This is a genomic window from Caulobacter rhizosphaerae, from assembly GCF_010977555.1.
GTDB classification, from domain to species: domain Bacteria; phylum Pseudomonadota; class Alphaproteobacteria; order Caulobacterales; family Caulobacteraceae; genus Caulobacter; species Caulobacter rhizosphaerae.
Genome location: NZ_CP048815.1, coordinates 212,181 through 225,482, shown reverse-complemented (window position 1 = coordinate 225,482; position 13,302 = coordinate 212,181). Strand labels below are relative to the sequence as shown.

Sequence of the window (13,302 nt, the reverse complement as noted above, 5' to 3'; positions counted from 1 at the left end):
CCGCCACCGACCGTATCAACACTGACGCATTTGGCGGCTACACACCGCCTCCGCCGATCCCCCGCAGGGGGCGACATTGTCGCCTCTCGTGGCGAGCAATAGGGTTTTTTCATGCATGACCGCGCCGGCCAACAGGCCCGTCCCGAAGACCTGATCGACCTGACCGCCCTGCTCAAGGCCTATGAGGATATCCATCCGGACGTTTCCCGGGTCGACCAGCGGGTGACCTTCGGCACCTCCGGCCATCGCGGCTCCAGCCTGGACGGCGCCTTCAACGAGGCTCACATCCTGGCCATCAGCCAGGCGATCGCCGAATACCGGGCCGCCGCGGGGATCACCGGACCGCTGTTCCTGGGCCGCGACACCCATGGCCTCTCCGAGCCGGCCTGGCGCACCGCGCTGGAGGTGCTGGTCGCCAACGGCGTCACGGTGATGGTCGATTCGCGCGACGGCTTCACACCGACGCCGGCGGTGTCCCACGCCATTCTCAAACACAACCGCGTCGCGCCGGGGTCGGCCGACGGCGTGCTGATCACGCCGTCGCACAACCCGCCGCGTGACGGCGGCTTCAAGTATAATCCCCCCTCGGGCGGCCCCGCCGGCTCGGACGCCACCACGCCGATCGCGGCGCGGGCCAACCAACTGCTGAAGGATGGGCTGACCGAGGTCCGGCGGATTCCGTTCGAGCGCGCCCGGGCCGCGGCGAGCGAGTACGACTTTCTCGCCCACTATATCGACGACCTGCCCAGCGTGCTGGACTTGGACGCCGTGCGTCGCGCCGGCGTCCGGATCGGCGCCGATCCCCTGGGCGGGGCCGCTGTCGGCTATTGGGGAGAGATCGCCGACCGGCACCGGCTGGACCTGAGGGTGGTCAACGACCGGGTCGATCCGCGCTGGGCGTTCATGCCGCTCGACACCGACGGCAAGATCCGCATGGACTGCTCGTCGGCCTGCGCCATGGCCAATCTGATCCATACCATGCAGGGCGGCGCCAAGTTCGACGTGGCGATCGGCAACGACGCCGACGCCGACCGCCACGGCATCGTCACGCCGGACGGCGGCCTGATGAATCCCAACCACTACCTGGCCGCGGCCATCGCCTATCTGTTCAGCCACCGGCCGCAATGGGGCGCCGACGTCGCCGTCGGCAAGACCCTGGTCTCCTCCTCGATGATCGATCGGGTGGTCGCCAAGCTGGGCCGCCGCCTTTTGGAGGTGCCGGTCGGCTTCAAGCATTTCGTGCCCGGCCTGGTGGACGGCAGCGTCGGCTTCGGCGGCGAGGAGTCGGCCGGCGCGGCCTTCCTGCGTCAGGACGGAACGGTCTGGACCACCGACAAGGACGGCCTGCTGCTGGGCCTGCTCGCGGCCGAGATCCAGGGCGTGACCGGCGCCAGCCCGAGCCAGCTTTATGCCGACCTGACCCTCGAGCATGGCGCCCCGGCCTATGCCCGCATCGACGCTCCCGCTTCGCGAGAGGAAAAGGCGCGTCTGGGATCCCTCAGCCCTAGCGACGTCAAGGCCGCCGAGATGGCGGGCGAAGCGATCGAGCAAATTCTGACCCAGGCGCCCGGCAACGGCGAGGCCATCGGCGGGCTCAAGGTGGTGACCCGCAACGCCTGGTTCGCCGCCCGGCCGTCCGGCACCGAGGACGTCTACAAAATCTACGCCGAGTCCTTCCTGGGTCCAGATCACCTCAGCGAAGTTCAAGCCCAAGCCAAGCGGCTGGTCGCGGGCGCGCTCGACGGCTAGGCCAGTCGGATTGATGTCTTCCAGGACGCCAAAGCCGAATGCCTGCCTGACCGGCGCCCCCTAGCGACTTGTTTCAAGGCGCTTGTGGGCTCAAGGATCGCTCGCGCCGTCGTGCGGAACGGGGCGTCGCGCCCGTTCCTGGCGGGTGAACAGACAAGGCTACGCCGTCCGCGGCGGAGGCGCGCGTGCGGTCCCGATGAGCGACCAGAGCGGCGGCGGCGGCCTCACCTCGCCCTTGGGCGGCCCAGCCGAGCAAGCCAGGATTCTTCTCAATGACCCTGGCTAAGTCGTGCGCGGCCCCGGGCCACAGCTGCATGATCGCTTTGGTGACCTGTTCCAGGTCACCCCTCCGCGCCCTCGCCAAGTCCATGTCCTGTCGATGCGAGCGCTGGAGATCCAGGACGATCGCTGCGTAACGCTCCAGCAAACGTGTCACGTGCGGATGGGCGTCGATGCGCTGCACGTCGGAGCGCGCGCGGCCAAAGGTACGCGGTTCACCTGAGAGCGGCGACCTGACCTGGTCACGATGGTCTGCAAGAAGGCCCATATAGTCCAAAGCCATGTCCTTTGGACGGTCCCGACCCAGGGAGCGCGCCAAGTCGCCATACGAAGAGAATTGATCGCGGCCATAGTGCAGCCAGACCGCATGTCGGTGTCGGCTGAGAGCCACATAGGCGGCATGACGATCAGCGCCCTGACTGGCCAGGAAGTAGACCCGATCCACGGTCACACCCTGAGCGCGGTGAACGGTGGTGGCGTAGCCGTGGTCGAGATGGTCGTAGACCGTCAGGTCAACGGCGACGAGCCGACCATCGTCCAGGCGCGCCTTCAAAGTCATGTCCTGGATGCCCGCAATCGTTGCGGCCGTGCCATTCTTGACACCCAGTTCGCGTGCGTTTCGTCGGAAGAAGACGCGATCGCCGACAGCAAACAAGCGTTCGCCCTCAGCGGTGGCGATGCGATGATCGGGCCCCAGCGCGCCTTCGGCCTTGAGCTGCAGCCGGGCAGATTGATTAAGGCGCTGCGCCTCGTCGCGACCATGGGCCAGGAGCAGTTGCGAGTGGCTGGGGTGGCTTTGCCGGTCCGCCGCCCAGCGCGCGATCATGGCGTCTTGCGCAGCTTGGCTGTCTTCATGGGCGTGAACATGTCCAGCGTCTCGGTAGGCGTCCAGCGCCGCCTCCGTGCGGCCGTCGGCCATGGCCAAGGTGGCCGCCGCCTGCCATGACTGCAGTTGCCTTCGGATCTTGGTGATTTCAGCCGCGCCATGGCGTTGGGCGATCAAACGAAACGCCGCGCCCGCTTGGATCGCCTGGAGTTGTTCGACGTCGCCCACCAGAACGATCTTGGCGCCGGCGCGAAGGGCGTGGTCGAAGACGCTTTGCATCTGGCGGGATCCCACCAATCCTGCCTCATCGATCACCAGCACGTCGCGCTCGGTCAAACCATCGCGGCCCTGCGACCAGGCTTGTTCGAGGCTGGCCAGGGTCCGTGACGGTATGGCCGCTGCCTCTTGCAGGTTTTCGGCGGCTATTCCCGACAAGGCCGCACCCTGGACCCGGTAGCCCTGGGCGGCCCACGCGCGCCGCGCCACCCCAAGCGCCACGCCCTTGCCGGCCCCAGCGTAGCCGACGACCGTCGAAAGGGCCGATGGCCTGGTCATGAAATCGACAGCCGCGCGCTGCTCCTTGGACAGGGTCAGGCCGTCGTGCCGGGCGGCGAGCAGCGCTTCGGCGACGAAGCCTGGATTTACCGCATGGCTCCGCATCCTCGCCATCATCGCCGCGGCGTCGTCCAACCGTTGTTCGACGCCCAGCATGTCCAGGCTGGTGTAGCGTTCATCGCCCCGAGCATCGCGTCCCAGGGCGACAAGCGCCGGCGACTGGCGCAGAGCGCTCAACACCCCGTCGAACTGGGCCTTGGAGTCGCTGTGGTAGTGGGCAAAGCGCGCAAGGTCATTGGCCGTGAAGGTGGCCTGCTGATGAGTGATCGCTGCAAGGCCGATCTCGGGATGGGCCATCAGACGCTCGCCGTTTCGCCGCGCTGTGTCGCGGTAAGCCTGCACCTTGGCGGAGGGCCGACCCCGACGATCCGCTTCCAAAGCGGCGCGCCCCAAATGCCGCTGGGGATCGAGCCAAATTCCTTGCGCCCGATAGGACCGATGATCGATACGTGCATCGACATTGGCACGGGCAAGGCTTTCGTTGACCTGCTCAGCCCAGGTTTGGCGCCAGTTCATCAAGAAGGACGGTTTGTTCCACTCGCGAGCCTTGAGGCCGAAGCTGACGGAGCCGGGTGTCTCGACGACGCGCCGCATGGTGAGCATGATGTGGGCGTGCGGATTGGCCTTGCCGTCGCCAGCCACGTCCCAGTGGACATTGAGGTCGGCGATCATGCCCTGGTCGACAAAGGTTCGCCGCACCCAATCGCGAACCAAGACGATGCCGCGTTGTTGACCAAGCTCGGGCGGAATGGCCACCACGACCTCGCGCGCAAGCTGGGCGTTCTTGTGCTTCTCAGCGGCTTCCACCGCGTTCCACAGGTGAGCTTGACCAGGCCAAGCCCTACGCGCCGCAGCGCAAGGCGCGATGATTTCGGAATGGACGACGTGCTGTTTGCGGGTGAAGTCATGGATTTTACACAAGCCCTCATCATAGAGGCGCGCGCCTGCGCGGTAGGCTGCGGCGGATACAGCGCGAGAACCCTTGGCTCGCCCAATGATCTTGACCGCAAGATGATACATCGCCATGAGCCGCCTCCCATCCGTGCAGCCTAGCGGACGCGGCCTTGGGCCGTCGGCGCGGGTCTGGTCGGACCCAGGTCGAGACTGGGATGAACGGCTCTTTCGATCACTTTCGGCGCGGTGAAGCTGCGACCACGGGCCATGTGTTCAGCCAGCTTGGCGGCGGCGGCGGCGGCGATCTGGGCGCGATCGCGCGGCTGGTCGAGCTTGGCGCGGGCGACGGCGTCGATGACGGCCAGGCGCGCCTGGGCCGGCGCCGAAACCGGGTCGCGCCCTTCAGGATTGGCTCCCACGGCCTTGGACGGTTGCGTCGGGTCGGGGTGACGTGCACGCTTTGGCGAGCGGGACGCGGGCGCGACCTTCTCAATGCGAACGTCGCTATAGTCAGCGCCGTGCCAGCTAAGGGTGATGGCGTCGCCTGGCTGAACCTTCGCCCCCTGAAGCGTCTTGGATAGATCTACGCCCCAGACCTCGAAGGGCTTGGCCGCGCCAATGTCCACGCGAACGAACGGCGTGGATTTGGCGCCGGGCTGGTGCTGATAGGGCGCATGGCCATGTTCCACCAGCACCCCCGAGACGCCCCGTTGGAACGTCAGCGCTGGATCGCGGTGGACGCGAGACGCCGCCTTGCGTTCTGGGCTCGATTCTTGAGCGGCGCGGTCCGGCGCGTTGCGCGCCCCTGAACGCTGGCCCACCCTCTTCGGGGCGGCCGGAAGGGTTTCAAGCGCCAGGGCGGCCTCGCGGTCCCGCGCACTTGGCCGATATCCTCTGACGTGGAGGCCCGCACGCATAGCTTCCAACCAGACGGCCCGCCGAAAGGATCGATCACCGGTGACCTTCAAGTCTCGCCAGTTGCGATGACTGGCGATCGCCACCAGCGAGATCACCGTCGCGGAGTCGACGCGATACGCGACCAGGCCGCCGCCGCGATCTCTGAAGGCGGGCCGGCGGTCCGCCTCGCCTTCGTAGTAGTCGATATGGCGTCGCAGCAGTCCTGGGCGCGCAACATACTGGTTTGCGATGCTGGCGGGCAGGACGCCTTTGACCAGCACCGGCTGGGCGGCCGTCTTCCGACTTTTCGGCCCCTGCGCGGGCGCGGCGAACCTCAAGAGCTGCGCCCAGGAGGGAGGCTGGTCCCCCGCCTGGCGCCTGGCGCGCGAGGGGGCGGGATGCTCGTCTGGAGCCGGCGCAAGGGTGTTGGCGAGATCCTGGTCGGCTTTTGAGTTCGACCGACGGGCTGGCTTGGGGCCGCGGGCCATTGGAGACTCCTTTTGAAAGGTCGCAAGGCTTCATCGCGCCGACCTGTCGGTCGCGGCGTGGTCGAGATAGGCGACGGCCCAGGCCTCGACCTCAGCCAGGGTCATCGCACCCTGCAGGGGCGGGGCCATGTCATTGGGATCGACCTGGTCGAGCCGTAGGGGTGTTCGCCCCGAGATTTCGTCAGGCGTCATGTCGCGCAGCACAATCCCTGGCGGGCTCGTCGCCGCGGCCCCGGCCCCGGCCCCGGCGACGGGCTGGACCTGCGGTGGCGCCAAGAGACGCGGCCGAAAGGCCTTGTCGCGAAAATAGATGATCTTGCGCCCGCGGATCGGGGCCATGCCTCCGCGCAACACCAACAGCTGGTCTTGCGGCATGGTCAGCAGTTCCTGAGGCCACATTAGCGCGCGTCGCTGTTCAGACTGGCTCACGCTGCGCGATCCGCTGCCAAGGCCCTGGGGTCTGGTCTTCGACTGAGACGGCGCGCCGTGGAAGCCCAACCGATCGCTGAGGGACTGGGCCGCGGTTATGTCCTTGGGCGCGAAAGCAACCTCCACACCGCAGTTGGTCATGATCTCCTCGGCCAGGTCCGCCCCATACTGGGCGCGAAGCTGCGAGGGGCTTTGAAGGACCGCCAGCAGGCGCAGGCCGTATCCGGCGACGAAGGAAAAGCCATGAGCGATGGCCTGGGCTTGGCCCAGGCGCGCGAACTCGTCGAGCACGACCAGAACCTGCGGCCCTTCCTTGTCCTGGGCCGGCAAGCAGCGCGTGTTAAGGTCGACAAGCTGTTGCAGCAGCAAGCTGTAGAGCGGGGCGACGCGGACAAGATTCTCCGGCGCCGCGGCCAGATAGATTGATTGCCGACACTCGCGCAGGGTCCGCAGATCAAAGTCACAGGCGGAGGTCGCCTGATCGACCAGGGGATTGAGCCACAGGCCCAGGCGGGCGGTGAGCGTCTGGCGAATGGAGGCGAAGGTCGTATCGGCCGCTGCGCAAAAGTCCGACAGGGCGCTGACGCAACCAGGCGACAGGGGATTTTCGGTCCGCGAGCGCTGCTGGACCAGATCCATCAACCGGCCCTTGGGCTCTGCGGTGGTCAGCTGACGAAGGATTTCGCCCAGGGTGAAAGGCAGGCTTGAAGTCTGGGCCACCATGGCGCCCACGCCGATAAAGCCTGTGCGCGCGGCTTCAGCCCAAAAGGGATCGCTCCGGGGCGGCGCGGGGAAAAGCATCGTGGCGATGCGCTGGAGCTCATCGACCGTGGCGATCGGATCGCCCCGGTCGATATGGGCCAGCGGATTATAGCGCGCGGTGGCCCCGTCTGAAGCCAAGGGGTCAAACAGCACAACCCTTTGGCCATGGGCGGCGCGAAAACCCGCCGTGGCGGCCCAGTTCTCACGCTTCACATCCAGAACAACGACCGAGTCCGGCCAATTGAGGAGATTGGGGATCACCACACCCACGCCCTTGCCTGTGCGGGTGGGGGCGTAGAGCATCACGTGCTCTGACCCGCCAAACACCAGGAACCGGCCGTTGGCGCGGCCAAGGACGATCCCTTTTCGGGCGCGCAGCCCGCCGGCGACAATCTCAGACTCTCCGGCAAAGCGCGCCCGACCGTAGAGGGGGCGACGCAAGCCTTGGGCGATGAACAGACCGGCCAGAAGCAGCACGACGCAGGCCACCAGCGCGCCGACCTTGACCCAGCGTTCAACGTTGGGATCGGCGCGATAGTACCAAAACCAGGCCGGAGCCGTGCGCCAGTCGATGTCTGGTGACAGCCGATGCAAGCCCGCCAGCGCGACGATAATCGTGACGGCGGAAGCCGTGCTCGCCACGAGCATAGCCGCGCCGAACAAGGCGGCCGCCTTAAGAGGCCAGGGCGCGCTTGCGATCGGGTTCAAAATAGACCTCGGTGATGCGATAGCGCTCGCCGACACGGTGCATTTGCACCACGACATCGATCAGCGTGTGCAGCAGGGCGCGGATGTCCTCACGCGCCAGGTCCCTTCCGCCCTCGCTCTCCTTGATCAGCAGGGTCAACTGCTCGAAGGCGAGAAGGGCGCTGTCGGCGTGAATGGTGGTGATCGATCCGGGATGCCCCGAATTGACGTTTCGCAGGAAGAAGAAGGCGCTGGAGTCGCGCAGTTCCTGCAGCAGGATGCGGTCGGGTCGCATGCGCAGGGCGGCTTCCAGCAGATCTCTTGGCCCGACCCGAGCCAGGCCTTGATCGCCCTTGGCGTAGAGCAGATGGACGGCGTTGCGATGCGGCACGACCAGCTCGCGGACATCCTCGATCGTGATCAGGCGCTCCTCATCGGCTATGAGCTGGACAAGCGCCTTGGCCAAGGTGGTCTTGCCCGAACCGGTCGGACCGGAGATCAAGATGTTGCGCCGGCTCGACACCGCCGTTCTCAGGAACTCGTCCCAGCGGGCCGCATCGCGCAGGCTCGTCAACAGCATCTCGTCGGCGCGAAGGTGGGACGTGGCGCGCACCGCTGAATCAAAAAGGCCCGCCGCTGCGAAATCTTCCAGCCCCCATGCGATCGGAGAGGCCTTGCGCAGGGTCAGGGACACCTCCTCGGCGGCCGGCGGCAGGACGATCTGACAACGTTCACCCGTGGGCAACACCGTTGAGCAGAGCGGCCGCTCGGGATTGACGTCCTGCGCGCTCGCCGCGGCGGCCGCCACCGCGAGCGTCCGTAGCCATTGGCTCGTCAGTAGAGGTTCCTGAAACCATCGCCAGGAACCCGCGCGCTCGACGGCGAACTCGCCGGGCCCGTTGATGACCAACTCGGTGACATCGTCGCACGCCAGATGGGGCCGCAGCGGCGCGAGATAGTGATCAAGGACGGCGGTGTCGCTTGGCATCACCGGCTCCGCAGATCGTAGACATTGGAAAAGTCGAAATCCTGGGCGGCGAAGATCGTGACCTTCTCGCCTTGCGCCTTGGTCAGCGACGGCCCGACGCCGATCGAGCCCTCCAAGGCCACCGCCGCCGCGTCGGAAGACGGTCGCACGATTTGGGAGCTGTCCTGTCGCCCGGCCGCCGCAAAGACGGCGTCATCGACGATCGACAACATCAAGGCGCCGCCAAACCGGGTCCAGAAATGGTTGTCGACGGCGCCGTCAAAGCCGGCGCGGCCCAAAGCGTCGACCCCCGGCGAAGCCAAGGCGATCGCCACGCCCCCTGGCGTGACCGCTCGTGTCCAAAGCACGAAGAGCCGTCGCTGGCCCTGTCGCATGGCCGAACGATACTCGCCCAGCACCCTGGATCCCTTTTCCAGCAGAACGACGGCGCCGTTGTCGGAATAGACGTCGGTGGGAACGACGCAGCTGACATAACCTGGCGTCGCGGTGTCCATCGCCGTAAGCAGCACGCAAGGAATCGTCGTGCCGGCCAGGATCATGAAGTTGCGGTCGCCCACCGACCTGGCCATGGCGCGGCCCAAAGTCGAGCCTTGGCGCAGTTGATCCAGTTCGCCCGTCCCTGCCCGCTCTTGACCCGGTGCGTCGTGGTTCAGAGCCATCAAGCGCGGCGCTGTGGGCTCCGTGGCTTGCCGCGAATAGGCCATCAGGGGCGAGGTCTCGGCGATCTGGCCGTGCGGAGACCCTGGCGGCCGATACGCTTGACTGTAGGCGCCACTTTCCCGATCCCCGACCTCATCCACAAGCGACAGAGCTGGCGCCGCCGGATCGGGCCGATCGGTTAGGAGCTGGGGCGCGTCCGGCCCCGGCGAGGCGAGCGTCGGAGCGGGGGCCGTAGGCGTTTTGGCGCCCTGGAAGAACACAAGCTGTCGAGGAGGTTGCGAACGCGGCTTGGCCGATTTGGGCCGGTCGGTGTTGGCCGTGGCGGCGTAGAAGACGCCGCAGCCGACGATCATGGCGCTCATGGCGAGCCATTTTCTGGGGTGCGCGGCCCCAGAGCGCCCGGCGACCGGGGAAATCGCACGCTCCTGCATCGAGGCGACATCCGGCTCGACCTGCGGGCCAGGCTCCGGAGGCGAAGATTCGGTCATGGGCGCGTGGCTTCCTTGATCGTACGCTGGACCTGTGGAGACGCCGTGCCGGTCCCAAGGTCGACCCCGTAGGCGGTGACGCCCTCGTTGATGATGCACAACACCTCGCGCCCGAGGCGCAGGCGCAGCATTGGCACGACCCTATGGACAACCACGAATTCACCGCGGACGTCGAAAGGCACAAGCGCTTCGGCGCCGGCCTCATCCACGACGTAGACGGCCGGAACAGCCCGCGCTCCGGGGAACCGCATGACGGTGAAGCGCCCGTTGTCGCTGACCTCCGAGGGGGCGATCGTCGTTGACCCTTGCAGCACGTAGGCAAGGTTGCGCGGTCCTTCCACGACACCGCGCTCCAGCCTTAACTGGACCAGTTTCTGATCCAGCGCCTGGGCCTGGGCGGCAAGAACCTGGGCAAGGCGCGCACGGTCCTGCTCGGGATAGCGGAAGCGGAATCCGAAAACGGTGTCGACCGCTTTGCGACCAGCCGCCGCGCCGCGGGTGGTAAGCTCGAACGTATAGTGCCGACGTTCCGCGCCGGCCTTGGCGGTGACGATCAGATTGGTCGGCGCGCGCGCCGCCTTGGGCTTGATAAACAGGGTGTTGGCTTGGGCGGCGACTTCCCATCCGTCGGAGTCGCCCAGCGCCACCTGTTCGATCACCTCATCTTGGTCCAGCACGATCTGCGTGGCGGTGCGAAGGGCGCCCACCACCCGGACCACTCGCAAGGGATCATAATCGACGATCTTGATGCGCGGATCGGGAGCGTCGAGCGCTTGAGCGAAGGCTGGACCGCCGACGGCGGCTGACTGGCAAACGCCAAGCAGCAATCCGGCCCACCACGCGCGGTGAGTTTTGCGACAGGAGCTCATCGCGCCACCTCCGGATCGGCCCGGTAGGACGTGACTTGGAAACCAAGCGGATTGCGCAGCCGATCGGCCTCAAGCATGGGCGCGCTGGTGTAGGTGAAGGCGATCGTCGAAATCCAGTCGCTCTCCGAGGTCTGGGGTCCCTGGCGAACGACGCGGTGAAAACGAACGTTGGCGACCTTCGGATTGAGGAAGCTGATCGCCCTGATGGCGACCTCGACCTGACCGTTGGGTCCATAGGCCAGTTGCGGACTGGCGGGATTTGTGGGGGCAAAAGCCTTGGCCCAACGCTGCTGCTCTTCGGGAGCGGACATGATCGAGACCTGGCTGAAGTTGGCCTCCCCCGCGGCTGGCAGCCAGGCTTCCCGAGCCCGAACATAGACGCCCAGGAAATACTTGCTGACGGCCTCTTCGTAGGACAGCTCACGCCCGTCCTTCAGGCCGCTCATGACATCCACCGAGCCGGTCGCGCGATCCACGCGCACCACGAAGGGCTCGACGCTCTTGAGGGGCGCGAGGGCGGCCACCGCGCCGACGGCGACAATGGTCAAGGTCATTGAGCCGGCCGCAGCCGCCCAGGCCAGGCGTTTGGATCGAAGGGCCTCCGCCAGTCGATCCTGCTCCCAGCTGCGAGCCTCGGCGAAATAGGCTTTGAGTTCGGGGCTGGGCACGCCAGTCATGATGGTCGGCTCGCGCAAGGAAACTTCGCTTCGGATCGCGCCGCGCCTGAAGCGGAACTCCAGAGCGGCTCGCCGAGGTTCGAGAGAGGCGCGACGACAGGCGGCGATGGAAGGGTCGACCTGAACGGGTTGGCCGGACGTCTGGCGCCATGGCAGCCCGTGGGCTTAGCCGGATCATGGGTGCAGCCGGTCGCCAGGATCGCCAACACTAGGACGAGCATTCTTGGGCGCATGGCTAGCGTCCTGTCGGGCGGATCGACCCGCCGCTGTCGACGAGGCGAGGCCCCGGCGGGTTCCTGACGCTGGGGCCGCGGAAAGCCGAGGCGGCGGCGTAGCCGAAGTCCGCAAGGCCCATGCTGGCGCCGCCGGCGATACCGGCCGCCATGGCCGGGGTCTGCAGGAAGAAGATGGCCCCTAGAATGCACAGGCTGATGAAAAGCAGTCCGGCGCTCATGGGGTCGAGCCCCGTGATCGAGTCCCACTGGGCGTCGACCAAAGACAGCACCAGTTGAAAGATGGCGATCACCATCCCAAAGAGGATGATGTAATTCACCGCCTGGCTCAGCCAGCCGAAGAAATAACGGCGGGTGGGCTCAAAGAGCGAGCAGGCGACGAAGAACGGCCCCAAGCAGACGATGAAGGCCAAGGCCACCTTGGTGACCAGGACCACGCCAAAGCCAAGGGCCGCGGCCAGGGCGCCGACGATCGCGACCGCGCCCGACATGATCCAGGGCGATAGGTCCGAAAGCGTCGCCTTGTCGGCGATCTTGTCGGCAAGGAAGGCGACACGATTGAGGAACTGATCGAAGGCCGCGCCAGGATCGCTGATCGAGGTCCCGGAAATCGCCTTAGCGACCGTATCGGGAAATAGATGAAACAGGGGCTGGGTGACGTAGTCGTCATAGGCCACGGTGGTGGCCAGTCTGTAGATGATCACCAGCTTGATCGAGCGGACCGCAAAATCCATGATCGGCTCGCTGATGGCTCCACGAATGATCGCAAAGCCGTACAGCATCACGTAAAGCACCAAGGCCGCCCGCAGAGGTGGCTGAAGCTCCGCCACCGCCCGGCCGACGCCGTCGCGGAGGAATTGGTCCAGCCGGCCGTCGACGTAAACATAGGCCGGGCTGAAGATCGCAAAGTCAGACATGAACATGGCCCCCCTGGTCAAGGCCGCGGCCAGGAGGCGCTGGCCTGGCCCGTTGGAGCGGCCAAACCCGGACCGGCCAAGTGCGGGGCGCACGAGCGGGCCAAACCCAACGCCACGTGCGTACAGGCTGAGGCGCGAGCATCAGAAGGCCTCCTGGTAAAGCCTCATGCGGGCGGCCCGCTCGGCCTTGGCGCGTTCCTCCTCGCGCTGGACCCGCAGGCGGCCTTCCGCAGCCTGCGCCATGGCCAGCCCATGCAAACGCATCTGATCGGCGCCAATCATCGCCTGCTCGGCGGCGAGGCGGGCTTGAATGTCCATCACCGTGCGAACGTTGGGCGCCTTGGCCAGGGCGGTCGTGAGGTGCTCAAGCCCGTTGCGGCGTTGGGCGGCGACATCTGCGACGTGCTCGGCCATGGACAGGTCGCGGGCGATGCGATCACCGTTTTGATCAAGATCCTCATCACCCTGGTCGCCGCCCCTGGGCGTATAGAGCCGGCTTTCTTCACGGTGGGCTTTCGCCCGGACCCCGACCTGGCCAAGCGCTTGAAAGTCGCCGCGGCTGGCGGCGAGGTATAGATCGAGGTCAGGCACGACCGCGCGCAGCGCCGGCGCATCCAGAAGGCCCGCAATCGCGCCGATCTGGGAGGGGGCGTTGAAGCTGTCATAGAGGGCCTTGGTCTGATCGACCTGCCGCCTGAGCGCATCCAGCTGGTCCATAGCCGTGGCCGCCTGACGAACGAGACTGGCGTAGCTATGAGCGTCGTAGACCATCACCTGGGCTCGAGCGGTCTCGACGCAGGCGGTGAACTGAAGGATTGCGGCGGCGACCGCCGCGGCGCGGTGA

10 protein-coding genes are annotated in these 13,302 nt (G+C 66.5%); 1 reads left to right on the top strand and 9 read right to left on the bottom strand.

Annotation, left to right across the window (positions count from 1 at the left end; all coding sequences use genetic code 11):
* Positions 1-111: 111 nt before the first annotated feature.
* Complete coding sequence (gene pgm, locus G3M57_RS01040) at positions 112-1,749, top strand: phosphoglucomutase (alpha-D-glucose-1,6-bisphosphate-dependent) (protein WP_163228423.1); 1,638 nt, start codon at positions 112-114, stop codon at positions 1,747-1,749.
* Between the two features lie 73 nt (positions 1,750-1,822).
* Here the strand turns inward: pgm and traA are convergent, their stop codons facing one another.
* The 9 genes from traA to G3M57_RS00995 form a co-directional block, all read right to left on the bottom strand.
* Positions 1,823-4,495 carry a Ti-type conjugative transfer relaxase TraA gene (gene traA / locus G3M57_RS01035; protein ID WP_163228422.1) on the bottom strand — a complete coding sequence of 891 codons (2,673 nt, stop codon included), beginning with the start codon at positions 4,493-4,495 and terminating at the stop codon, positions 1,823-1,825.
* Positions 4,496-4,518: 23 nt separating this feature from the next.
* Positions 4,519-5,541 carry an LPD7 domain-containing protein gene (locus G3M57_RS01030; RefSeq protein WP_163228421.1) on the bottom strand — a complete coding sequence of 341 codons (1,023 nt, stop codon included), beginning with the start codon at positions 5,539-5,541 and terminating at the stop codon, positions 4,519-4,521.
* A gap of 237 nt (positions 5,542-5,778) precedes the next feature.
* Positions 5,779-7,647, bottom strand: coding sequence for a type IV secretory system conjugative DNA transfer family protein (locus G3M57_RS01025; RefSeq protein ID WP_244322587.1), 1,869 nt, complete (start codon positions 7,645-7,647; stop codon positions 5,779-5,781).
* A complete protein-coding gene (virB11, locus tag G3M57_RS01020) occupies positions 7,613-8,614 on the bottom strand; it encodes a P-type DNA transfer ATPase VirB11 (RefSeq protein ID WP_163228420.1) in 1,002 nt (333 codons plus the stop codon). Before virB11 ends, G3M57_RS01025 begins: the two co-directional genes overlap by 35 nt.
* Positions 8,614-9,636 (bottom strand): type IV secretion system protein VirB10, encoded by a 1,023-nt coding sequence (gene virB10, locus G3M57_RS01015; protein WP_208789645.1) that lies wholly within the window; start codon positions 9,634-9,636, stop codon positions 8,614-8,616. Before virB10 ends, virB11 begins: the two co-directional genes overlap by 1 nt.
* Positions 9,637-9,758: 122 nt before the next feature.
* Positions 9,759-10,631 (bottom strand): TrbG/VirB9 family P-type conjugative transfer protein, encoded by an 873-nt coding sequence (locus tag G3M57_RS01010; RefSeq protein WP_163228418.1) that lies wholly within the window; start codon positions 10,629-10,631, stop codon positions 9,759-9,761.
* Positions 10,628-11,326, bottom strand: coding sequence for a VirB8 family type IV secretion system protein (locus G3M57_RS01005; protein WP_230983741.1), 699 nt, complete (start codon positions 11,324-11,326; stop codon positions 10,628-10,630). Before G3M57_RS01005 ends, G3M57_RS01010 begins: the two co-directional genes overlap by 4 nt.
* A 217-nt stretch (positions 11,327-11,543) precedes the next feature.
* On the bottom strand, positions 11,544-12,458 hold the full coding sequence (locus G3M57_RS01000) for a TrbL/VirB6 family protein (RefSeq protein WP_163228417.1): 915 nt from the start codon (positions 12,456-12,458) through the stop codon (positions 11,544-11,546).
* A gap of 141 nt (positions 12,459-12,599) precedes the next feature.
* Positions 12,600-13,229 (bottom strand): TrbJ/VirB5 family protein, encoded by a 630-nt coding sequence (locus G3M57_RS00995; RefSeq protein ID WP_163228416.1) that lies wholly within the window; start codon positions 13,227-13,229, stop codon positions 12,600-12,602.
* Between the last annotated feature and the right edge of the window lie 73 nt (positions 13,230-13,302).

Coding starts and splice junctions, on each gene's coding strand:
- pgm (WP_163228423.1), top strand. CDS start 112: ATGCATGACCGCGCCGGCCAACAGGCCCGTCCCGAAGACCTGATCGAC.
- traA (WP_163228422.1), bottom strand. CDS start 4,495: ATGGCGATGTATCATCTTGCGGTCAAGATCATTGGGCGAGCCAAGGGT.
- virB11 (WP_163228420.1), bottom strand. CDS start 8,614: ATGCCAAGCGACACCGCCGTCCTTGATCACTATCTCGCGCCGCTGCGG.
- virB10 (WP_208789645.1), bottom strand. CDS start 9,636: ATGAGCGCCATGATCGTCGGCTGCGGCGTCTTCTACGCCGCCACGGCC.
- G3M57_RS01010 (WP_163228418.1), bottom strand. CDS start 10,631: ATGAGCTCCTGTCGCAAAACTCACCGCGCGTGGTGGGCCGGATTGCTG.
- G3M57_RS01000 (WP_163228417.1), bottom strand. CDS start 12,458: ATGTCTGACTTTGCGATCTTCAGCCCGGCCTATGTTTACGTCGACGGC.
- G3M57_RS00995 (WP_163228416.1), bottom strand. CDS start 13,229: ATGGTCTACGACGCTCATAGCTACGCCAGTCTCGTTCGTCAGGCGGCC.